At 66.1% G+C, this 21,641-nt stretch carries 17 protein-coding genes; 6 read left to right on the top strand and 11 right to left on the bottom strand.

What is annotated here, in order from left to right; all coding sequences use genetic code 11:
* Positions 1-84: 84 nt before the first annotated feature.
* The 5 genes from AC4D2Q_RS07980 to AC4D2Q_RS07960 all read right to left on the bottom strand — a co-directional run bounded on the left by AC4D2Q_RS07980 (position 85) and on the right by AC4D2Q_RS07960 (position 5,467).
* Positions 85-1,830, bottom strand: a complete 1,746-nt coding sequence (locus AC4D2Q_RS07980) for an MDR family MFS transporter (protein ID WP_490945965.1) — start codon at positions 1,828-1,830, stop codon at positions 85-87.
* Positions 1,827-2,498, bottom strand: a complete 672-nt coding sequence (locus AC4D2Q_RS07975; protein WP_490945964.1) for a TetR/AcrR family transcriptional regulator — start codon at positions 2,496-2,498, stop codon at positions 1,827-1,829. Before AC4D2Q_RS07975 ends, AC4D2Q_RS07980 begins: the two co-directional genes overlap by 4 nt.
* A 155-nt stretch (positions 2,499-2,653) precedes the next feature.
* Positions 2,654-4,075: a class II fumarate hydratase gene (locus tag AC4D2Q_RS07970; protein ID WP_490945963.1), complete on the bottom strand. Its 1,422-nt coding sequence runs from the start codon at positions 4,073-4,075 to the stop codon at positions 2,654-2,656.
* Between the two features lie 109 nt (positions 4,076-4,184).
* The gene (locus tag AC4D2Q_RS07965; protein WP_400926614.1) at positions 4,185-4,847 is read right to left on the bottom strand and encodes a carbonic anhydrase; all 663 of its coding nucleotides are present in this window, start codon (positions 4,845-4,847) and stop codon (positions 4,185-4,187) included.
* A 35-nt stretch (positions 4,848-4,882) separates the two neighbouring features.
* Positions 4,883-5,467: a DUF4245 domain-containing protein gene (locus AC4D2Q_RS07960; RefSeq protein ID WP_490927103.1), complete on the bottom strand. Its 585-nt coding sequence runs from the start codon at positions 5,465-5,467 to the stop codon at positions 4,883-4,885.
* A gap of 165 nt (positions 5,468-5,632) precedes the next feature.
* On the opposite strand from AC4D2Q_RS07960, the gene glpX reads away from it, so the two are divergent.
* Positions 5,633-6,673 carry a class II fructose-bisphosphatase gene (glpX, locus tag AC4D2Q_RS07955; RefSeq protein WP_490927104.1) on the top strand — a complete coding sequence of 347 codons (1,041 nt, stop codon included), beginning with the start codon at positions 5,633-5,635 and terminating at the stop codon, positions 6,671-6,673.
* 100 nt (positions 6,674-6,773) lie between these two features.
* On the opposite strand, the gene AC4D2Q_RS07950 is transcribed toward glpX, so the two are convergent.
* The gene (locus AC4D2Q_RS07950; protein ID WP_490945962.1) at positions 6,774-7,622 is read right to left on the bottom strand and encodes a TspO/MBR family protein; all 849 of its coding nucleotides are present in this window, start codon (positions 7,620-7,622) and stop codon (positions 6,774-6,776) included.
* A gap of 77 nt (positions 7,623-7,699) precedes the next feature.
* Here AC4D2Q_RS07950 and AC4D2Q_RS07945 point away from each other — a divergent pair, with 77 nt between their 5' ends.
* Positions 7,700-8,728, top strand: coding sequence for a lipid II:glycine glycyltransferase FemX (locus AC4D2Q_RS07945; protein ID WP_490945961.1), 1,029 nt, complete (start codon positions 7,700-7,702; stop codon positions 8,726-8,728).
* A gap of 241 nt (positions 8,729-8,969) precedes the next feature.
* Here AC4D2Q_RS07945 and manA read toward each other — a convergent pair whose 3' ends face one another.
* The 4 genes from manA to AC4D2Q_RS07925 all read right to left on the bottom strand — a co-directional run bounded on the left by manA (position 8,970) and on the right by AC4D2Q_RS07925 (position 13,757).
* Positions 8,970-10,322, bottom strand: coding sequence for a mannose-6-phosphate isomerase, class I (gene manA / locus AC4D2Q_RS07940; protein WP_490945960.1), 1,353 nt, complete (start codon positions 10,320-10,322; stop codon positions 8,970-8,972).
* A 74-nt stretch (positions 10,323-10,396) separates the two neighbouring features.
* Positions 10,397-12,052, bottom strand: a complete 1,656-nt coding sequence (locus AC4D2Q_RS07935) for an LCP family protein (RefSeq protein WP_490945959.1) — start codon at positions 12,050-12,052, stop codon at positions 10,397-10,399.
* A gap of 8 nt (positions 12,053-12,060) precedes the next feature.
* Positions 12,061-12,588, bottom strand: coding sequence for a 5-(carboxyamino)imidazole ribonucleotide mutase (gene purE / locus AC4D2Q_RS07930; RefSeq protein ID WP_490927111.1), 528 nt, complete (start codon positions 12,586-12,588; stop codon positions 12,061-12,063).
* Entirely contained in the window at positions 12,585-13,757 is a 1,173-nt protein-coding gene (locus tag AC4D2Q_RS07925) for a 5-(carboxyamino)imidazole ribonucleotide synthase (RefSeq protein WP_490945958.1), read from the bottom strand. The genes purE and AC4D2Q_RS07925 overlap by 4 nt, the downstream gene beginning before the upstream one ends.
* Before the next feature lie 187 nt (positions 13,758-13,944).
* Between AC4D2Q_RS07925 and AC4D2Q_RS07920 the strand changes: the two genes are divergently transcribed.
* Positions 13,945-14,538: a GtrA family protein gene (locus AC4D2Q_RS07920; RefSeq protein ID WP_490945957.1), complete on the top strand. Its 594-nt coding sequence runs from the start codon at positions 13,945-13,947 to the stop codon at positions 14,536-14,538.
* Here the strand turns inward: AC4D2Q_RS07920 and AC4D2Q_RS07915 are convergent.
* Positions 14,516-15,244, bottom strand: a complete 729-nt coding sequence (locus AC4D2Q_RS07915; protein ID WP_490945956.1) for a TIGR03089 family protein — start codon at positions 15,242-15,244, stop codon at positions 14,516-14,518. The genes AC4D2Q_RS07920 and AC4D2Q_RS07915 overlap by 23 nt on opposite strands.
* Positions 15,245-15,573: 329 nt before the next feature.
* Between AC4D2Q_RS07915 and AC4D2Q_RS07910 the strand changes: the two genes are divergently transcribed.
* From AC4D2Q_RS07910 to AC4D2Q_RS07900, 3 genes are read left to right on the top strand one after another with little or no spacing between them, the layout of a single operon-like run.
* On the top strand, positions 15,574-16,104 hold the full coding sequence (locus AC4D2Q_RS07910) for a WhiB family transcriptional regulator (protein WP_490927115.1): 531 nt from the start codon (positions 15,574-15,576) through the stop codon (positions 16,102-16,104).
* Positions 16,105-16,133: 29 nt separating this feature from the next.
* Positions 16,134-19,625, top strand: a complete 3,492-nt coding sequence (locus tag AC4D2Q_RS07905; RefSeq protein ID WP_490945955.1) for a glycosyltransferase family 2 protein — start codon at positions 16,134-16,136, stop codon at positions 19,623-19,625.
* On the top strand, positions 19,625-21,631 hold the full coding sequence (locus AC4D2Q_RS07900) for a DUF5719 family protein (protein WP_490945954.1): 2,007 nt from the start codon (positions 19,625-19,627) through the stop codon (positions 21,629-21,631). The genes AC4D2Q_RS07905 and AC4D2Q_RS07900 overlap by 1 nt, the downstream gene beginning before the upstream one ends.
* Positions 21,632-21,641 lie beyond the last annotated feature (10 nt).

Here is a 21,641-nt window from a genome sequence, read left to right as displayed (position 1 = left end):
GACTCGGACCTTATACGCCGTCGGCCCCGTCCTCCTGGAGCGGAGAACGGGGCCGACGGGATCCGGCTCGGGAACAGCCGGTGGTTAGTGCTGGTCCGCGTCGGGGCGGCCGGTCCCTGAGATGGACCCGATGCCTGAGGCGGAGCCGGTACCGGACTCGGACGGGATGCCCGAATCCGTGTCCGCCGCAGCGGAAGCCTTGCCGGTTCCGGGAGCTCCGCCCTGCAGGGCTGCCAGGCGTTCGGCCTCCAGCCGGTCCGCCTCGGCGCCGCCCACTGCCTCGCCGCGGGCCACCATGCCGGCCACATCGGAGAGCGGAATCTGCTTCAGGAACAGGGCCAGCACCAGGGCGATCACCAGGAACGGGATGAGGTACCAGAACACCGGTGCCAGCGAATCCGCGTACGCGGTGACGATGCCGTCCCGGACAGGCTCCGGAAGGGCATCCAGCGACGACGGCTCGAGCGTGGCGGTGGCCTGGCCTGCGGCGGCCGGATCGAATCCTGCCTTGCTGAAGACCTCCAGCAGGTTCTCGGACAGCCGGGAGGTGAACATCGCGCCGAAGATAGCTACGCCCAGGGACGCTCCCACTTCACGGAAGTAGTTGTTGCTGGAGGTTGCCGTGCCGATCTGGTCCACGGGCACGGAGTTCTGCACCACCAGCACCACCACCTGCATGATGTAGCCCAGGCCGGCACCGAACACGAACAGCTGGGCGCAGATGACCCAGACCGGGGTATCGGCGGACAGGGTGGTCATCCACAGCATGGCGGCGATCACCAGCACGGCGCCCATGATCGGGTACTTCTTGTACTTTCCGGTTTTGGTGATGGCCAGACCGGAGTAGATCGAGGTGCCCATCAGGCCCACCATCATCGGAAGCATCAGCAGCCCGGACACGGCGGCGGAGGTGCCGGTGGACATCTGCAGGAACGTCGGCACAAAGGCCAGGGCAGCGAACATGCCCATACCCAGGGTGAAGCCGATGGCGGTGGCGTTCACAAAGATCGGGTTCTTGAACAGGCTCAGCGGAATGATCGGATCTTCGACCCGGCGCTCGATCATCACAAAGGTGAAGGCGGCAGCCAGCAGGCCGGCGCCGAACGCCAGGGTCAGCGGATCCGTCCAGCCGTGGTCGTCGCGGCCGCCGAAGTCGGTGAAGAAGATCAGGCACGTGGTGGCGATGGAAAGGGAAACGACGCCGCCCACGTCAATGCGCTTGGTGGCCTTCTTGGTCGGCAGCGTGAGGGTGAAGAACGCAACCAGGAAGGCGATGATGCCGATCGGGATGTTGATGTAGAACGCCCACTGCCAGGTCAGGTGATCCACGAAGAAGCCGCCGAGCAGGGGGCCGGCGACGGCGGAGAGGCCGAAGATGCCGCCGAGCGGGCCGAGGTACTTGCCGCGCTCGTTGGCCGGGACGACGTCGGCGATGACGGCCTGGGAGAGGATCATCAAGCCGCCGCCGCCCAGGCCCTGGATGGCGCGGAAAATGACGAAGCCCCAGAAATCGGTGGCAAAGGCACAGCCCACCGATGCCAGCGTAAACAGGGCAATGGCGAACAGGAAGAGGTTGCGCCGGCCCAGCACGTCGCCGAATTTGCCGTAGATCGGCATCACGATGGTGGTGGCCAGCAGATAGGCAGTGGTGATCCAGGTCTGGTGCTCGACGCCGCCCAACTCGCCCACGATGGTGGGCATGGCGGTGGACACGATGGTTTGGTCAAGGCTGGAAAGCAGCATGCCTGCGATCAGCGCGGAGAAGATGATCCAGATGCGTCTCTGGGTCAGCAGCAGCGGCTGGGAGCCCTGCGTGGCGGTGGCGGTCATGAAGGGTCCTTGGAAGAGGGATCGGTCAGGGGGGATGCGGAGGTGAACACCTCGTGCATGGCGTTTACGGCTTCAGTAAGTATCTGGCGGTACGGACGTGTGTTTCCCGGCGCGAAGAAGGCCGGTCCGGCGCGCTGGCCCAGCGTAATGACCAGGGCCATGGCGGCCTGGATCCTCGGGTCGGAGGGCGGCAGGCCCTCCCGGGCTGACAGGATGGCCGCGAAGGTTTGCTCGGCTTCCTGCGTCCCGTACATGACTCTCTCCAGGAGACGCGGCTCCGCGGCAACGGCCAGCTTGAGCTGCACCATCTGGTCCCGGGACATGACCATCCGGTCCATCATCTCTGCGGCGAAATCCACAAAGTCGGACAGCAGGGAGGAAGATATCCGGCCCGGGTCGGAGCCGGCACCGCGGGCAATGAACTCCTCGGCCAGATCAGCCGGGATTTCATCTGCCGGGGAGCCGAGGACGGCATCTTCCTTGGCCGGGAAATAGTTGAAGAACGTACGCCGGGAGATGCCGACTTCCTCGCAGAGTTCCTCCACCGTGTATCCGGAAAAACCGCGTTCCGCGGTCAGGATACGGGCCGCGGTGATGATGGCCAGCTTGGTGGCGCTGCGTTTTCGTTCACGGAGGCCGCCGCTGTCGGTACATGCACTATCAGTCACAGAGTAAAGTTTTGCACCCTGAAGACTGAAGTGCAATTCACGGCGGAGTTGCCGCAACGCAGCAGGGCACCCGGCCCACCGGCCGGATGCCCTGCTGATGCCGTCCCGCCGTGAAGGCGGAAGACGTGCGGTGATGCTGGAGAGATGCTGCGGAACTAGGCCTGCGGGGGCTTCGTCATCGACAGCACATCCAGGGCTGTGTCCAGCTGCTCCACGGTCAGTTCGCCGCGCTCCACGTAGCCGAGTTCCTCGACGGCCTGGCGGATGGTCTTGCCTTCCTTGACCGCGTACTTGGCGATCTTGGCGGCGTTCTCGTAGCCGATGTACTTGTTCAGCGGAGTCACGATGGACGGGGAAGCCTCGGCCAGGTAGCGGGCGCGCTCCACGTTGGCCTCAATGCCGTCAATCATCTTGTCCGCCATGATCCGGGAGGAATTGGCGAGCAGGCGGATGGATTCGAGCAGGTTCGAGGCAATGACGGGGATGCCGACGTTGAGCTCGAAGTAACCGAAGGTGCCCGCCCAGGCGATGGCGGCGTCGTTGCCCACCACCTGTGCGGCAACCTGCATGACAGCCTCGGAGATGACCGGGTTGACCTTGCCCGGCATGATCGAGGAGCCCGGCTGCAGGTCGGGAATCGCAATTTCGCCCAGGCCGGTGTTGGGGCCCGACCCCATCCAGCGCAGGTCATTGGCGATCTTGGAGAAGGAGACGGCGATGGTGCGGAGCATGCCGGAAACCTCAACGAGGGCGTCGCGGTTGGCCTGCGCCTCGAAGTGGTCGCGTGCTTCGGTCAGGGGCAGGCCGGTGTCCTCGGCGAGGATCGCGATGACGCGCTGCGGGAAGCCGGCGGGGGTGTTGATGCCGGTGCCGACGGCGGTGCCGCCCAGCGGAACCTCGGCAACACGGGGCAGGGATGCCTGCACACGCTCGATGCCGTAACGGACCTGCGCTGCGTAACCGCCGAATTCCTGGCCCAGGGTCACCGGGGTGGCGTCCATCAGGTGCGTGCGGCCGGACTTGACGACGTCCTTGAATTCCACGGCCTTGCGCTCCAGCGAAGCGGCCAGGTAATCGAGGGCGGGAATGAGGTTGTTCATCAGGGCCGACGTTGCAGCAACGTGAACGGACGTCGGGAAAACGTCGTTGGAGGACTGGGAGGCGTTGACGTGGTCATTCGGGTGGACCGTGGTCTCGCTGCCGGCTTCCGCCAGGGCGCGGGTCGCCAGTTCGGCCAGGACCTCGTTGGTGTTCATGTTCGAGGACGTACCGGAACCGGTCTGGAACACGTCGATCGGGAAGTGGTGATCGTGGATTCCGCTTGCGACCAGGTCGGCGGCCTTCTCGATTGCCCGGGCGCGCTCGGCGTCGAGCACTCCCAACTCGGCGTTCGCAGTGGCTGCGGCCTTCTTGATCCGGGCCAGTGCCTCGATGTGGGCGCTGTCCAGCGGCTTGCCCGAGATGGGGAAGTTTTCGACGGCGCGCTGGGTCTGTGCGCGGTACAGGGCGTTGACCGGGACCCGGACCTCGCCCATGGTGTCATGTTCGATGCGGTATTCAGGAGTGTCAGAAGTCATGGTCCCAAGCCTAGTATCCGCAGCGCCGGGGCAGAAACGCGCCGTCACGCGGGGAGCGGGGCGGAGCCCCGGCGCCGGGATTCGGGACTTGGGACTGGGGGCCGGGAACCTAGGAGATGCGGGAGCGTACGACGGCGGGGTGGGTGAGCGCGCCGTAGCCGGACACGAGATCCGCTGCGCCTTCGGCCAGCCGGTAGGACACGCCGACGACGGCGGTGCGGCCTTCTTCGACGGCTGCGGCGATGATCGAGGAGCTCTCCACCAGGCGCTCAGCAGTCTGCTTGGTGTGCTCCACCACCATGTCGTTGACCTCGGTGAGCCCGTTGCGCTGGGCAGCCAGGACCGAGGGCGTGATGCGCTCTACGAGGTTGCGCAGGTGTCCGCCGGGCATTTCGCCGGTGTCCACGGTGCGCTTGGCTTCGGTCACGGCCCCGCAGCTGTCATGGCCGAGGACCACGATCAGCGGGACGCCGAGCTTGGCGATGCTGTATTCCAGGGAGCCCAGGACGGCGTCGTCGATCACCTGGCCGGCCGTGCGGATGACAAAAGCGTCACCGAGGCCAAGGTCAAAGATGATTTCAGCGGCGAGCCGTGAATCCGAGCAGCCGAAGATGACGGCAAACGGGTTCTGCTCGTGCACGAGCGAACTGCGCCTGTTGGCATCCTGATTGGGATGGGAGGACGTGCCGGCAACAAAGCGGGCATTGCCTTCATGCAGCGTCTGCCATGCCTGGGCCGGGGTGGTTATTGCGGTAGCAGTGGGTTCATTCACAATCTTTACCATAACCCCCGTGCTGCAGGCGGTGCTTATTCTTTACCGAGGTCCCGGACCACTGCTTCGGCAAGAACATCAAACTCGGCGAGGTCGGCTTTTCCGGTCAGGACCACGGTCAGGCCGTCCTTCTCCAGCACCATGCTGGCTTCGCCTTCGGGGGAGTCCCGCAGCTCCCAGGTCTGGCCCCCGGCGGTGCGCTCCCCGGCGACGCTCGCATCGCCGGAAACCTGTGCGATCCAGGTGGGATTGCCCGCGTTGGTCTCCGAGAGGCGGATAAAGGCGGTTTCGGGCGTGAGATAACCCACTTCCCAGACCGGAACGCCGCTGCTGTTGGATGCTTCCCAGCGGGCGTAGTTTGAGCTCCAGCCCTCGGGAAGTTCGGGCGCCAGGGGAGCATAACCGGCGTCGCCGGCTGCCTGATTGGCGATCGCCGGGACGTCCACGTTGAGGGTCTGCATTTTGGGGGCGGGGTTCAGCAGCACCGGAACCAGCACCAGCAGCACGGTAATGCCGGTGGCAATCAGCATCCCAATCACTGTGGCATTGGCACGTTTGGCCTGCTTGGCGGTCAGTACCGGGGTTACGGGCGTCTCTTGGTCCTGCTGCTGCTCACTCACCTTTCCATGATCGCTTATCCGGGCCTCCAACTCCTAGTTGGGCCGGTAACTGCCTCATCTTCATTGCGGCGGCGCTGGCGGTGGCGCGGACCACTCAGACTATGATCGGAGCAAGGATCATCCGTTTCTCATAATTGGCAAACGGTTCGCATCGAAATTTCAAAGATGAGGTTAGACGTGTCCAAAGGCGCTCAGTACTCCACCCTTTCCCCCGCCCTGGCAGTCGGTGACGACGAGCCGGACCGGAACCTGGCCCTCGAACTGGTCCGGGTCACCGAAGCTGCTGCCATTGCCGGCGGCCACTGGGTGGGTTTCGGTGATAAGAACTCGGCAGACGGCGCCGCCGTCGACGCCATGCGCTCCCTGATTTCCACGGTGCACTTCAACGGCGTCGTGGTCATTGGTGAAGGTGAAAAAGACGAAGCTCCCATGCTCTACAACGGTGAGCACGTGGGTGACGGCACCGGCGCACTGTGCGACGTCGCCGTGGATCCGATCGACGGCACCCGCCTGACCGCCCTGGGCATCAACAACGCCCTCGCCGTGCTGGCCGTGGCCGAACGCGGCACCATGTTTGATCCCTCCGCCGTGTTCTACATGGAAAAGCTGATCACCGGACCCGAAGCTGCCGACATGGTGGATCTGCGCCTGCCGGTCAAGCAGAACCTGCACCTCATTGCCAAGGCCAAGGGCAAGAAGATCAACCAGCTCAACGTCATGATCCTGGACCGTGACCGCCATAAGCCTCTGGTGCAGGAAATCCGCGACGCCGGTGCCCGCACCCGGATGCTGATGGACGGCGACGTTGCCGGCGGCATCGCCGCTGCCCGCGAGGGAACCGACGTCGACGCCCTGATGGGAATCGGCGGCACCCCCGAAGGCATCATCACGGCCTGTGCCATCAAGACCCTCGGCGGCGTCATCCAGGGCCGGCTGTGGCCCACCTCCGATGATGAGAAGCAGAAGGCAATCGACGCCGGCCATGACCTGGACCGCGTCATGACCACCAATGACCTGGTGACCAGCGACAACTGCTACTTCGCCGCCACCGGCATCACCGACGGCGACCTGGTCCGCGGCGTGCGCTACAAGAAGGACCGCGTGCTGACCCAGTCCATCGTCATGCGTTCCAAGTCCGGAACCATCCGCGTGGTGGACGGCGAGCACCAGTCGCACAAGTGGGAGTCCTACGCCCGCCTGAAGTAGGCCGTACCGCAACAAGCAGAAGAAGCCCCGGAACCAGCAGGTTCCGGGGCTTCTGTGTTGTTGCGGCCAGGGGTTGTCCGGCGCAAGGGGTTGTCCGGCGCTAGGCGAGGGCGGGGGCTTCCGAGCGGATCCGGTTGCGGCCGACAATCCGATAGGCGACGGCGGCCAGGGCAACGACGGCGGCCGCAGCCACCGCCGCAACGGCCGTACCCGTGGAGAGCAGCTCGCCGTTGAGGCGGGACACGGCAATCCAGGACAGCCCCCAGGCGAGCGCCGCCGCAGGGGCCAGGCGTCCCCGGCCGTAGGCGGCCAGTGCCACGCCCAGCGCCGCTACCACTGCCAGGATGGCGATGGACCAGACCTCCGGGGCGAGGCCGAAGCCGTCGAAGCCGGCGTCGGTCAGTGCAGCTGCCGTGTTGGCGCAGGTGGCCACGGACACCCAGCCCAGGTACAGGCCCAGCGTGCCGTCCACCACCACCGCTTCAATCCAGTTGGCGGCGGGGGTGCGGGAATACCGTGCAAAGCATGCCGCGAGGACCACGAGCAGGGCAGCGATCACAAGGACGCTGACGGCCACCCAACCCGCCTGGACGCTCAAAATCCAGGCCGCGTTCAGGAGCAGCGACGCCGCAACCAGCCAGCCGAGGGACCGCTGGCGTTCGGAGCTTCGTTGGGAGGGAAGCCACTGCCAGATCGTGTAGGTGCCGAGTCCGGTGTAGATCACCGACCAGATGGAGAAGGCGCCGCTGGCCGGGGCCAGATAAGTGGCGTCGGCATTCAACGCACCGCCGGCCGCCTCTGCAATGGGAGTGCCGCCGAAGACGCCGACGCCAATCATTGAGCCAACAATGCAGATCACAAAGCAGACGGTGACCGTGAGCTGCCGGGACAGGTCCGAACTTCGGGGACCGGAGACCGCGGAGCGGGTGCCGGGGGTTGAAGGAGTCATAGTCGAGGGTAACAAGTGGCCGGGACCACAGGGGAGGCGCAACGGCAGGTCCGTGAACCCCCGGTAGGCTGGAAAGCATGACACTGCGCGTTACACCCTGTTCCGATTCCGCCCGCTGGAATGAAACCGTCAATGGTTTCAACGGACATCCGCAGCAGTTGTGGGGCTGGGGCAAGACCAAAGCAGAACACAACTGGAGTGTGGACCGTCTGCTGGTTGCTGACGAGGACGGCAAGACCGTGGGCTCGGCCCAGGTGCTGCTGCGCCGTCTGCCGTTCCCCTTCAAGGCGCTCGCCTACATCCCGCGCGGCCCGCAGTCAGTCCCCGGCCGCGAGCTCGAGGTCCTCGGCGCGGTCAGCGACTATGTCAAGAAAGCCCACGGCCCGGTGGCGCTGAGCATTGAGCCTGACTGGGACGCCGACGGCGAGATTGCCGCCGGTCTGCCGGGCGCCGGGTTCAAGGCTTCCCCCAACACCATCCTGATTGGCCGCACCCTGATCCTGGATCTTTCCCGGACCGAGGACGAACTGCTTGCGGACATGTCCAAAAAACACCGCCAGTACATCCGCAAGTCCGGGCGCGAGGCGCTGGAGTACCGCCGCGTGACGCGGGACGAGATTTCCAAGTGCCTGGCCGTGTACAAGCAGACGGCCGAGCGCGCCGGGTTCGGCATCCACGAAGACGGCTACTACCTGGACATCTTCGACAACCTGGGCGAGGACTCGCCCGTGTACGCAGCTTTCAGCGGGGACGACGTCGTTGCCTTCCTGTGGCTGTCCACCAGCGCCTACACCTCGTTTGAGCTCTACGGCGGCATGACCGAAGAGGGCGAGCACCTGCGCGCCAACTATGCGCTGAAGTGGCACGCCATTCAGGACATGAAGGAACGCGGAATCACCCGCTACGACTTCAACGGACTGCTCAATGACGGAGTGTCCAAGTTCAAGATGGGCTGGGCCAAGCACGAAAACCAGCTCGCAGGCACCTGGGACAAGCCGCTGTCGCCGCTGTATCCGGTCTTCACCACGGCGCTGCCGGTGGCCAAGAAGGGGCTGCGGAAGGCACGCGGCCTCGCGGGAGCGGTCAAGGCCAAGATCCGCCGCTAGCGTGCTGCACCGATTGCTGCGTTCGGGCGGTTTGGTTCCTTCGACTGTCGCGTTCGTGCCGGAATAGAGCGTGTATTACGGCGTCGTCCCGACACTCGGCGGGCGGGTGGGGGCAATTCAGGGCGGGTGGGGACAGTTCCGGGCGGAGGGTTGTCCGCAATGGGTGCGGTCGGCGGTCGGCCTGCCGTAACTGCTCACCTCATGAGAGCCCGTGATCTGTACGAAGGATCAGCCTGAGCCGCTAGATGTCCAGACGGGGTTCCGCGGGATCCGCCAATTCGGCATCAGCGGAGCCGACCGTCACCGCGAAAGCCAGTGCGCCGTCGTCGTGCTGGGCGGAATGGGCCGAAAGCTTGGCAATTACCGGCGCCTCGGCGGACGGAATGAAGGCGCTCTGGCCCGTCTCCAGCACCAGGTCGCCCTTCGGGGAGTCCAGGACGACGGTGCCGCGCACCACGATGACCACAGTGGGTCCGTTCTGCAGCACCGACACGTCGGAGCCTGACATGGAAGCGGTGGGGGAGTAGCCCTCGCCCAGGTCCGAGGCCCGCTGTTCCAGTTCGATCCGCTGCAGGGCGAACTCGCTGAACGGCGGCCGGTACAGCTCTTGCCCCATCTGCGTGAAGACCGGCTTCAGAGACGGGACACCCATGGGACGGAAATCCACCGTCTTGAGCAGCTCCGGAACATCAACGTGCTTGGGCGTGAGTCCGCCGCGCAGCACGTTGTCGGAAGAGGCCATGACCTCGATGCCCAACCCGCTCAGGTAGGCATGGACGTTGCCCGCGGGCAGGTACACGGCCTCGCCGGGCTGCAGGGAGGCTCGGTTCAGCAGCAGGGAGAGCAGCACCCCGGGATCCCCGGGGTAGTAGGCATTGAGCTCCACTGCTGTGGCCAGCTCCTTGGCATACGGTTCCAGCAGGTCGGCCGCGGCCTCCTCCAGCGCCCCGGCGGTGACCTCAACTGCTTCACGGACGTCGTCGCCGCCGCTGATCAGCGTGCGGAATACGCTCTGGAGCCGGTCCGGAGCGGGATGCCCGCTGGACAGCTCGTCCACGGCCCAGGACAGCAGCGCGGGAACGTCCGTTCCGCCGGCTGAAACGGCACGCACGGCAGTCCGGAAGATCTCCGCCGCCTGGTCCGGTTCCCGGAAGCCGCAGAGCGCCTCGAAAGGCGTCAGGGCAAAGATCATTTCCGGCTTGTGGTTCTCGTCCTTGTAATTGCGGTCCGCCGCGCTGCGGTCAAGGCCCGCGGCTTCCTCGGCGGCGAAGCCGGCACGGGCCTGCTCCTGGCTGGGATGGACCTGCAGGGACAGCGGAGAACCGGCTGCCAGGACCTTGGCGAGGAAGGGCAGGACCCCGCCGTAGGTTTCAGCGGTCTCCCGGCCGAGCATCTGCTGCGGATCCGCCGCAATGAGCTCATCCAGTGTTTGCGCGTCCGGCACCGGGGGTACCAGGGCCGACGGCGCTCCCGGGTGGGCGCCGATCCACAGCTCCGCCTCGGGCGAGCCGGAGGGCTCCCGGCCGAAAAGTTCCGCCATGGCAGTGAGCGAACCCCAGGCGTAGGGCCGGAGGGTGTTGTTCAGCAAGTACATGGCTCTCTTTTCAACAGGTTGTGGGACTGCGTGGGACCGTCCGGGCGACGGCTGCGGATCAGGGGCTGGTCCGCTTAGCCGGGGGTGCAGTCTCCGTTGTTGTTCAGCAGGGTTGCCAGCGTGGCGTCGTCCTGAATCTCCGCGAGGTACTGCAGGTATTCCTGAGTAATTTCCTCCTGTCCGGGCGCCGACGGCGCCGGGTCAGCGATCTGTCCGGTTTCCGTCCCGATGTCGGTGCTGTCCGTTTCCGGTTCAGGCGCAGTCTCCGGTGCTGCGCCGCCGTCTTCTGCGTCGGGAGCTTCGGCCGGAGCTTCGGCCGGAGCTTTGGCGGGTTCCTCGGCGGGCTTTTTGGCGGGCTCTGCTTCCTGACCGGCAATCATCGCGGCCACACGGGTCCGGATTTGATCGAAGTCCGGATAGGTCACAAAGTTGTCCTCTGCGGTGCCGAAGTCCGGCGGGCCGATGGTTAGGCGCTCCATCTGCTGCGACTTCGCCTTCAGAGCCAGGTCAAGGAAGCTGCCGAGCTGGTCCTGCGGGATGTCCGTCTTGACGATCTGCTGTCCGGCCGAAGCAATGGCCTGGAAGCGGGTCAGGAGCGTAGCGGGGTCCAGCTGCGCCACCATGGCCTGCTGGACGCACTGCTGGCGGGCGATGCGGTGGTAGTCGGTGACGAACTCCCGCGAGCGGGCATACCAGAGGGCCGTATAGCCGTCCATCTTCTGCGTGCCCGGGGCGATCCAGCCGTCCGGCGGGTAGTGCCGGTTGGTTCCGGGGATTTCGCCGGCCGTGATGGGAACCCACCCGCCGGCGTTGACGGTGACGCCGCCCATGGCATCGATGAGTTTGGAGAAACCTTCCATGTCCACAATCACATAGGCCTGAACATCCAGGTCCAGGATGCCGGACGCGGCGTCCATCATCGCCTCGGCGCCGGGATCGGCCGAGTCCGGGTACAGATCCTGATGGTTCTCCATCACGTTCTGGTAGAGGCTGTTCAGGATGCAGTCGTCGCCGCAGTTGTAGCCGTCCGGGTAGACCTCCGCCAGGGGGGAATCCTCCGGGAACGGAGCGTTCTGGAAGTTGCGCGGAAGGCTGAAGGTAATGGACTTGCCGGTCTTGGCATCAACGCTGATGACGGACATGCTGTCCGGGCGCAGCCCGGTGCGGTCCTCGCCGGCGTCGCCGCCCATCAGCATGAAGTTGTAGCGGCCGTCCACCGGGTCAAAGGAGGGGCCGGAGGAGAAGATGCTGCCGAAAGCGTTGCGGCTGACATTGAGCATGTAGGCGCCGTAGGCCAGGCCGCCGCTGGTGCACACCACCAGCACCGCCAGCATGCCGGCGATCAGGGGACGCACCCGTCTCTCCAGCAGGGGCGGCCGGATGATGCGAAGGGTATTGAGGAACAGGAAGGCCCAGCCCACCGCCAGCAGGGCCAGGATCACCATGAGCAGGAATGAGGACCAGCCGTTGGTGAGAAGGTTCACCAGCATGGCGCGGTTGGTCAGGGCCAGCACCAGTGCAGCTGCGGCAAGCGCCCAGACCGTGAAGGTTACCTGCAGGGTGCGGCGGCCGAGTTTGCGGTTGCCGGCCACAACCTGGGCTGCGCCGGGCAGTACCAGTGTCAGCAGGAGAAGGATGAAGGCCCGTTTGGTGCGTGTGCGCGGCGGTGCCGACTGCGGATTCCGGACCGGGTCCGTCAGCATGGCGTCGGTGTTGTTCCTCGGGTCCATGGAAGGCCCTAGTCGCTGACCGTAACGGAGGTGCGCAGCTTGGCGCCCTTGGCCAGCGCCGTCTGGCGCAGCCCGGAGGCAAAGTCGAGCAGCTGCTGCTGAAGTTTGGCCGCCAGCGGGTCGGTGCCGGCGGCCAGCATCCGCACTGCCAGCAGTCCCGCGTTGCGTGCCCCGCCAATGGAAACGGTAGCCACGGGAATGCCGGCGGGCATCTGCACGATCGACAGCAGCGAATCCATGCCGTCCAGGTGCTTGAGGGGAACCGGAACACCGATGACGGGCAGGGGAGTGACCGCTGCCAGCATCCCGGGCAGGTGCGCGGCGCCGCCGGCGCCGGCAATAATCACCCGCAGGCCGCGCTGGTGGGCGCGCTGGCCGTAGTCGATCATCTCCGTGGGCATCCGGTGGGCGGACACGACGTCGGCCTCATACGGGATGCCAAACTCGGCCAGGGCCGCGGCAGCGGCGTCCATGACGGGCCAGTCGGAGTCTGAGCCCATGACGAGTCCTACCAGGGGGGTGTCGCGGATGCTCATGAATTCTCCTTCTGGGTATCGGAACCGTCACGGAGGATGGAAGCTGCGCGATCAGCGCTGCTCCGCACCCGGGGCAGGTCCGCAGCGCTGCGGCCCACCACGTTGACATGCCCGATCTTGCGGCCCGGTCGGACCGATTTACCGTAATTATGGATTTTGGCGGCCGGCTCGGCAGCCAGTGCAGAAGCATAGCTGCTGAACAGATCCGAATTTGCGCCGCCAAGGTAGTTCTTCATGACGACGACGCCGCCCAGGACATCGGTTGCGCCCAGCGGAAGGTCCAGGACGGCCCGCAGATGCTGCTCAAACTGGCCCGTGACGGAACCGTCCATGGTCCAGTGGCCGGAGTTGTGGGGGCGCATCGCCAACTCGTTAATGAGGAATCCCTCGCCCCGTCCGGGTGTTTCGAACAGCTCAACGGCCATCACGCCGGTGACGCCAAGCTCCGCGGCGATCCGCAGGGCGGCCTGCTGGGCGGCCTCCGCCACCTGCGGGTCCAGCTCCTGGGCCGGGGCAATGACTTCATCGCAGACACCGTTCACCTGAATGGAATGCACCACCGGCCAGGGAAGCGCGGTGCCCCCGGGGGTTCGGGCAACCAGGGCGGAAAGTTCGCGGCTGAAAGGCACTTTTTCTTCGGCCAGAAGCGGTTCACCCGTGAACCAGTCGGCCGCTTGGGCTGCTTCATCAGCGTCGGCAATGATCCGCACGCCCTTGCCGTCGTAACCTCCGCGCGGGGTTTTCAGGACCACGGGCCATTCCGCGGCCTTGGCGAAGTCCATCAGGTCCCCGACGCTGGACACCGCTGCCCAGCGCGGATTGGGAAGGCCCAGCCGGTCAACGGCCGCCCGCATGACCAGCTTGTCCTGGGCATGGACCAGGGCCTCCGGTGAGGGCTGCACGTTCACTCCTTCGCCGGCCAGGACGCGCAGGTGTGCTCCGGGCACGTGCTCGTGGTCGAACGTGAGCACATCCACGCCAGCTGCGAATTCGCGCAGCGTTTCCAAATCGGTGTAGTCACCAACCGTGGAGGAGGCGACGGCGGGCACGGCGGACACGTCAGGGCCCTCGGCCAAAACTCGAAGTTCGAAACCAAGGGCCACTGCTGCGGGGGCCATCATCCGGGCCAGCTGGCCACCGCCGACGACGCCAATTATAGGAAAGGTCACAGCATTAGGTTACCGAAAAGTTACCGCAAACCTCTTTTGGCCGGAGGGGTCCCTCCTGCGTGTTCAGGGAACTCCCAAAATACGGGAGTAATATTGGTTCTTACCGTCTGCCTGTCCCTACGCAGCGGATTACTGTGTCCAGCTTCGGCAATCCCGGCCGGCGGCGCACCAACGGCCTCGGAGGATCATGTTTTCATCACTGTCTGCGCGTATCAGGGGCTTGGCCTCGCTGTTTTGGCGGGAAGTAGCCAAGTTTGGGACCGTGGGAGCTTTCGCCTTTGTTGTGGACAACGGGCTGTGGTGGCTCCTCTACCACGGACCCCTGGAAGGCAGTGCCACCAAGGCGCGCATCATCAGCGCCGTTGTGGCAACTTTGTTCTCGTGGGTGGCAAACCGCTTCTGGACTTTCCGGCGCCGCCGCCAGAACAATGTGAGCCGCGAACTGGTGCTGTTCCTCATTATTAACGGCGTAGGCATTGTCATATCCAGTGGTTTCACCTGGGTGGCCCAGTACCCGATGGGCATCACCGACGCGAAATGGCTTGGTTTCGCCGGCATCGTGGGTATTGGCGTGGCCACCATCCTGCGGTTCTTCGCATACCGTTTCTGGGTGTTCAACGCCGAGCTGGATGAAGAGCCCGGATTCCGGAACGACTACGAGCTGCTGGACGAAGACTCACCGAAGCAGGCCGGAACCGGCGGCGCTGCCAACCGCACCGCAGGCCGCGCATCCGGTGAGCCCCGCCTGGAGAGCGAATCTACGCCTCCAGCTGCGCCGTAACCTTTTCGGCAGCCAGCAGGCGGTCCGTCAGTTCGACGCCGGCCCCCGCGAGCACCACCGTTCCGCCGGCAGCCCATACGCGGAGCGCCGCCGACAATACCTCCGGCAGGTCCGCCGCCGCGGAAACCAGCAGCGTCTGTGCGGTGCCGCCGTCGGCTGTTTCGGCCAGCTGCGCGTAAGTCAGGGTTGTGCCGGTGCCCAGCGAACTGTGCAGGGCAGTGTATCCATCTTCGGCGTCGTCCCCGCCCGTATAAGTGTCTGCGTAGCTGCGGACTTCGGCCGCGTAATCCACCGCAGCGGCGGGAAGTTCCCCGGACCAGCGCAGCTCCAGCGCTCCCGGTGCCACTGCCACAACCGTCCCCTCGGCTGCGTCCAGCACCTGCTGCGAGTCCGTGACCGTAACGTCCGCGGCAGCTGTGCCGGCGGGCTCGTCACTGAGAACCACCGTGCAACCTGTCTGCCACGAGGCCAGGGCCCACACCAGGGTTTTCCAGTGCACCGGAAGGTCCAGCCGGATCCGGATGCCCGGTTCCGCGTCGAGTTCATCCACCAGCAGGTTTGATGTCTTGGCCACCCAGTTGTCCAGCACCTTGCCGGAGAGCTCAATCCGCTCAGAATTCGGACCGTACCAAATGAGTGCAGGGGAGGTTGCCTGATGGGTGCGCAGTGTGGACAAGATGGCGGGAACGGTTTTTTTGCCGGTCATGGGGGCTCTTTTCTGTGATGATTAGGGTGGAATGCTGCCCTCCATGTGAGGGAAGCGGGCGCTTGGCCGCCCCGCACCGAATTGTGACGTGAGGGCGCCAGCCGCGACGCGCCGGTAAAAAGGGCGGTAATCCGGGCGTGGCGTGCCCGGGTTCTGAGGTCTCGACTCTATAAGATGCCGAAACAGCTTGACGGCATCGTATTACACGCGTGTAATTAGGTATCGGATTTGTTCCAGCAATCCACCACAATATGCATTCCACGCAGGCTGATTGTGCCTGGCAGGGCTCAAAGATCCGCTGCAGGGACAATAACACCGGGAGGACTTCCATGGGGCAGGCAGAATACACACACGACCAGTCCATCGCCGCGCAGGCATCCGCCAGCTACGGCTCTCGAGGCGTGCCCGTGGACTGGTATGTGGACCCCGCGGACCCGGGAGCAGCAGAGCGTTACCGCCGGGACAGCGCAGGGCTGGAAGACCAGGCCACTGCCTTCCTGGCCGCCCATGAAGCCCTGGCTCCGGACACGGAGGAAGCCGATCTGCTGGATCCGCCCGTGGCACTGTTCTCCACCCCTGCGGAGAAGGACACCCGGCCGGTCTGGATTGGCCTGCCCGGCCTCAGCGATTACGACGACGGCGAACTGGGATGGCAGTCGGATGCGCTCTGCGCCCAAACAGATCCCGAAGCCTTTTTTCCGGAAAAGGGCGGCTCCACCCGCGACGCGAAAAAGGTTTGCGCCGCCTGCAACGTGCGGTCCCAGTGCCTGGAATACGCGCTGGCCAATGACGAGCGGTTTGGCATCTGGGGCGGGCTTTCCGAACGGGAACGCCGCCGGCTCCGGAAGCAGGCAGTCTAATTCCTTCGCACTTCCGCGTTTGTGCCGTTGTGGTTGCCCACAACGGCGCGCACTACCTCCCCACCACGCTTGAGGCGCTGGCCGGACAAACCCGGCCCGCTCAGCTGTACGTAGGCGTCGACGCCGGTTCCACCGACAATTCCGCTGCCCTGCTTCGCCGCGGGCTGCCGGCCGGCAGTCCCGTTGCAGCCGCCCCTCCGGGTGCCGGATTCGGGGCCGCTGTCCGGGCCGGACTGGCCGAGCTTTCAGCGCCGGATCCGGCCGCGGGAACCGTGGACTGGCTCTGGCTTCTCCATGATGATTCAGCCCCCGCCCCCCAGGCACTTGAAGAGCTGCTCCTGGCTGTGGAACGGGCACCGTCGGTGACGATCGCCGGCACCAAGCAGGTTGACTGGAACAACGACCGCCTGCTGGTGGACGTGGGGCTGTCGATCAGCCGGTGGGCGGAACGCCTCACCCTGATCGACGCCGATGAGCTGGACCAGGGCCAGTACGACGGGCGCAGCGACGTCTTCGCCGTAAACTCCGCCGGCATGCTGGTGCGCCGTGACGTCTGGGAAGCGCTGGGAGGATTCGACCCCGCACTGCCCGGCTCCGGTGACGACGTTGACCTCTGTTGGCGGAACCGCCTGGCCGGGAACCGCGTCGTCGTTGTTCCGGCCGCGAAGGTGCGCCACGCCGGCAGCCGACCCAATACCGCGGCCTCAGCCCGGGTGTCCCGGCGGGCCGAGATTTTCCTGCGGCTCAAGCACGCGCCGCTGTGGCAGGTTCCGTTCCTGGCTGCCGGAGCGGTGCTGGGCGGTTTCGGCAGGCTCTTCCTGGGCATGCTGGCCAAGGACCCCGGCTACGCCTTCGGTTCCCTTGCCGCCAGCGTCGGTGCGGTGCTGCGCCCCATTGACCTGTACCGCTCCCGCCGCTGCGCAGCAGCTACCCGGATCCGGCCGCGCAAGGCGGTCCGTTCCCTGCGGGCCCGCAGGCGCGAGGTGCGTGAACACCACCGCTCACTCTTCGAATCTTCGGCCGCTCCGTTTTCGGCGCCGGGAGCGGTGCCCGCGCCGCCGCCTGCCGAGCCTTTGCTTCCCGGTGCTTCCAGCCTGGATCCCGCTTCGCTGGAGCCCACCGGTGATCTCCATGATGATTTCGTCTCCCTGGCACCGGCCCGGTCCTGGACAGGAACCGGCGCCGTAGCTGCTGTGCTGATATTGCTGGCCGCCTCGCTGGTTGGCCTGTACCGCCTGATCGGGGCATCCGCTGTGGCGGGAGGCGCACTGCTGCCGCTCTCCGGCAGCCTCGGAGACATCTGGTCCAACGCCTCGGGATGGTGGATTGAACTCGGCTCCGGCTTCCCGGGGCACGGGGATCCCTTTGACTATGTTCTCTGGCTGCTCGGGGCGGCCGGACTCGGAAACACCAACACCGCCGTCGTCATTCTCCTGCTGACCGCCATGCCTCTGGCCGGACTCACCGCCTGGATTGCCGCCGGAGCACTGACCGGCCGGCGGGGCCTGCGCTTCTGGGCTGCACTGCTCTGGGGCGGAGCGCCTGCTCTGCAGGTTGCTCTGGGGGAGGGCCGGCTCGGAGCGCTGATTGCCCACATTCTGATGCCACTGCTGGTGCTGGCTGTGATCCGTGCTGTCGGCGCTGCCCGGAGTGCGGAACGAAACGAGCCCCGCCGGGGCCTGGGGCCGCGCCCCGGCACCGGCAAGCAGCCCAGCTGGGCGGCCGCCGGTGCCGCCGGGCTCCTGCTGGCCGCCGTAAGTGCCTCCGCACCCGTATTGCTCGTGGTTGCCGCGGTTGCGGTGCTGCTGTTGTCCGTGCGCCTGGGACGACGGGCGCGCACGCTGTGGTGGGCCCTGATCCCGTCAGCGGTCCTCCTGCTTCCGGTTGCCGTGTCCACGCTGGATAACCCCCGTGCCCTTGCCGCGGATCCCGGGACGCCGCTGGGTTTTGACGCCGCCGCGCTGTGGCAGCAGCTCCTGGGTTTCCCCCTGGCCTTTGATGTTCACGGCACCCTGCCGCTGATGGATACGGCCGGACCCTGGCCGTTGGTGGTTGCGTTGGTGATCGGCGCTCCGGTGCTGTTCCTTTCGGCTGCTGCACTGTTTTCCGGTGCCCGGGCACGATTTGCCCGGCTGGCCTGGATCCTCAGTCTCACCGCCCTTGCCCTGAGCTGGCTGTCCGCGTTTGTTGCCACCGGTGCCGCCCCGGGCGAGCTGGTGACGCCTTTCCCCGGCCCGCTGGTCTCCGCCGTCGTTTTCCTCCAACTGTGCGCGGCCCTGTTGGCCGGCGATGCGCTTCTTCGCGCCGGTGCGAAGCGGAAGATCAGCGCGTCGGGCAAGATACGGGGCGTGCGTCCCGCAGCAGTCCTGCTGGGGGTCGTGCTTGCGCTGGGCCCCGTTGCAGGGATGGTCCTGTTCAGCGGTCCACTGGCCACCGGTACCGCAACGGCACAGGGCATTGGCGGCGCCCTTGGGGCTGAACCGCTGGTGTCCCCGGCCGCCGAACGGACGCTTCCTGCCACCGCTGCGGACCGGGGCAGCAGCGACGAGCGCACCCGTACCCTGCTGCTGCAAACCGACGACAACGATGACGTCACAGCGGCCCTGATGCGCGACGGCGGGACCACCCTGGACAGCCTGTCCACCGTTTACGCCGCGCGTTCCATCACGGGCCCGGTCAACGGCGAAGAACTTATCAGCGATGACGCTGCTGCAGCGGATCTGCGCCGTGCAGTGGCAGTCATCACGGCAGGTGCCGGCTCCGACCCCCGTGCGGAGTTGTCCCGTCTGGGGGTTGGGTACGTGGTCCTGCAGGAATCCGACACGTCTGCCGAACTGCTGGCGGACAAGATGGATTCCGTTCCGGGCCTGGCATCGGTGGGGCAGACCGGCTCCGGCTGGCTGTGGCGGGTTGTCGGCCAGCTCGACGAGCAGGGCACCGAGGCGCTGTCCGGTCAGACGGGCAGAGTCCGCATCCTTGCCGCTGACGGCACCGTTGAAGCGGTGGTTCCGTCCGAACGAACCGCTGTCAGGACTTCCATCCCTGCCGGATCCGAGGGCCGGATGCTGGTCCTGGCCGAACGCGCCGATCCCGGCTGGGAAGCCACACTGAACGGGGTGCCGTTAAAGGTGACAGCGGAAGACTGGACCCAGGCATGGGAGCTTCCTGCCGAAGGCGGCGAGCTGGATATCGAGTACGCCGTCGTGTGGGAGCCCTGGCTTGAGGCCGCCCAGATCCTGTTCCTGGCCCTCACGGTGCTCCTGGCTGTGCCGATCCGTGCACACAGCGGTGCCGTTCGGCTGCCCGGACTGCAGGGGCCCGTGCGCAGCGAACCGGAAGCCGCCGCGGAAGCCGGCACCCCGACCGACGAATCCGGGGCAGCCGGGGCGGCTGCCGTTGAGCCGGAACCCGAACAGGCTGTTCCCGTTGGCGCAGAAGAAGCAGTAACGGTTTCCGCTGGCGGCGGGGCTGAGAAAGTCAATGCATCCGGAAACTCCGGCGCAACGGAAGGACAGCGCTGATGAGCCGCAAAGATAAATCCAGCGGACGCCGGGCCCGGAAGCAGACGAGTGCATCGCCTGCGCCGCAGAGTGAGGCAGTACCGGACGGCGAGGCCGCACCGGCTAGCGAAGCGGTGCCGAACAGTGAAGCGTTGCCGGACAGTGAAGCAGCGCCGGATGAGCGGCCGGACGCCGGCGGAGCAGTGAACGAAGCGTCAGTACCTGACAACGGACCGGAGAATGAATCCGCGGAGAGCGCCGGAGCCGACCAGACTGCGGAAGACGCCGCAAAGACCAACGGATCCCATGAGGAGACCGGCAAGACTTCGCCGCTCGAAGAGACTGCGCCGATCAAAAATACTGCGGCTGAGGAAAAGGCCGCGGCTAAGGAGCGGCCTGCAGTCAAGGAAAAAGCTGCAGCGAAGAAAGATTCTCCGGAGCGCCGGGTGGAGCTGCTCGTCCGTCGGAAGCGTCGCCGGCAGCAGGCCGGCACCGCCGCGGCTGCTTTCCTGGTTTTAGCTGCAGGTGCTGCCGTAGTGGGCGGGTCCCTCGCGGTCGATCCCGGCAGCGCGGGCAAATCCGTGCAGATTCCTGCCGCCGATGTTCCTGCCGCACCGCTGACTGCCGTCTGCCCTGAACCGCTGCGCCTGCTGGCCGGCAGCGTGGCCGGAACGGATCCCCAGTTCAATCCGGTGTCCGGATCTGCCAAAACCTCGCTCAGCGCCGTCGTTCTCAGCGGTGCAGGCACCCCCGTTCCGACCTCTTCGCTGCTGAAGGCGGACGGCAGCACTGAACTGAAAACAATCGCCGGGGACGCCCCGGATGCCGAGCCGCTGGCAGGCGTACGAAGCGCAGGCATTCTGGGCAACTTCCCTGTTGGTGAGGTCTCTGTCCTCAGCGCCGAACCGTCCGGGACACTGCAGGCAACTGCCAATGCCGTGGTGGGCTTCTCCGCCGGGGACGGGGATCTTGCCGGTCTTGCCGCAGCAAACTGCCAGACCCCGGGCAACGATATGTGGATCATGGGCGCTCGGACGACGGTGGGGGCCACCGCAGTGCTGCGCCTGACCAACGCATCGGAGAGCGCCGCCACGGTTGACCTGGAACTTTACGGTTCGAAGGGCCGCGTGGAAGGAACCGGTACCCGCGGAATCCTGATACCGCCGGGGCAGACCAAATCCATTGTGCTGGCAGGCCTTGCGGCAAACGAACCGGCCCTGGCTGTCCGGGTGCGCAGCTCGGGCGGTCCGGTAACTGCGTTGGTGCAGCAAAGCATCCTCCGCGGCCTGACGCCCGGAGGAGTGGAACTCATTCAGCCGGCGGCCGCTGCGGCTCCCCAGCAGGTGATAACCGGGGTGCGCATCCAGGATCCGGCGGCCACCAAGAAGCTAATCGCAGAACGCGGCTATGAATCAGCTGCGCCGGTTGTCCAGGTGGCCGTACCCGGCAGCACCAACGCGGTGGTTTCGGTGAGGGTCCTGGGCACGGGCGGGGAGGTCCCGCTTCCCGGCGGCGGCGTCTTCACTGTTCCTGCCGGGAGCGTAGGCCAGCTGCCCCTGGATGCCCTGCCCGAAGGGACCTACGCCGTGGAGGTTACCGCGGACGTGTCAGTGACCGCCGACACCGTGACCAGCCGCGGCAGCAAAGCTGACGCACCGGTTGACCTTGCCGTAGCACCGGCCGGAGAGCGGCTGGGCAGTGATCATCTGGCAGTCCTGCCCCCGGATTCCGTGTCTGACCTGAGCTTTTCGGCTCCCGCCGGTGCCGCCGAAGTGCGCCTGACCGGAGTTGCCGCGGACGGCAGCCTCGGGGCCGAGCAAATCATCAGTGTTGCTGCGGGAACCACTGTCACCGTGCCTGCTGCCGGCGTCGGCCCGGGTCTTGCCGCTGTGCTGATTAATGCCACCGGCGACGCGGTGTACGGTGCGCAGGTCCTGACCGCCTCCAAGGGCGACGGGCTCTCCGTGCTGCCGCTGCCGAAGGGGAGCGTAGGCGGCACCAGCGTCCCGGTGGGACTGGGCTACTAAGACCGGCGGG

The organism is Arthrobacter sp. TJ-178 (assembly GCF_058269275.1).
The sequence above is the reverse complement of the archived record's forward strand: the minus strand, read 5'-3'. Positions and strand labels throughout refer to the sequence as shown.

Bases quoted from the DNA above. Each gene is read 5' to 3' on its own strand.
- purE (WP_490927111.1), bottom strand. From the start codon at position 12,588: ATGAGCATCCGCGACACCCCCCTGGTAGGACTCGTCATGGGCTCAGAC.
- AC4D2Q_RS07970 (WP_490945963.1), bottom strand. From the start codon at position 4,075: ATGACTTCTGACACTCCTGAATACCGCATCGAACATGACACCATGGGC.
- AC4D2Q_RS07900 (WP_490945954.1), top strand. From the start codon at position 19,625: ATGAGCCGCAAAGATAAATCCAGCGGACGCCGGGCCCGGAAGCAGACG.
- AC4D2Q_RS07915 (WP_490945956.1), bottom strand. From the start codon at position 15,244: ATGACCGGCAAAAAAACCGTTCCCGCCATCTTGTCCACACTGCGCACC.
- AC4D2Q_RS07920 (WP_490945957.1), top strand. From the start codon at position 13,945: ATGTTTTCATCACTGTCTGCGCGTATCAGGGGCTTGGCCTCGCTGTTT.
- glpX (WP_490927104.1), top strand. From the start codon at position 5,633: ATGAGGTTAGACGTGTCCAAAGGCGCTCAGTACTCCACCCTTTCCCCC.
- AC4D2Q_RS07950 (WP_490945962.1), bottom strand. From the start codon at position 7,622: ATGACTCCTTCAACCCCCGGCACCCGCTCCGCGGTCTCCGGTCCCCGA.
- manA (WP_490945960.1), bottom strand. From the start codon at position 10,322: ATGTACTTGCTGAACAACACCCTCCGGCCCTACGCCTGGGGTTCGCTC.
- AC4D2Q_RS07910 (WP_490927115.1), top strand. From the start codon at position 15,574: ATGGGGCAGGCAGAATACACACACGACCAGTCCATCGCCGCGCAGGCA.
- AC4D2Q_RS07980 (WP_490945965.1), bottom strand. From the start codon at position 1,830: ATGACCGCCACCGCCACGCAGGGCTCCCAGCCGCTGCTGCTGACCCAG.
- AC4D2Q_RS07945 (WP_490945961.1), top strand. From the start codon at position 7,700: ATGACACTGCGCGTTACACCCTGTTCCGATTCCGCCCGCTGGAATGAA.
- AC4D2Q_RS07935 (WP_490945959.1), bottom strand. From the start codon at position 12,052: ATGGACCCGAGGAACAACACCGACGCCATGCTGACGGACCCGGTCCGG.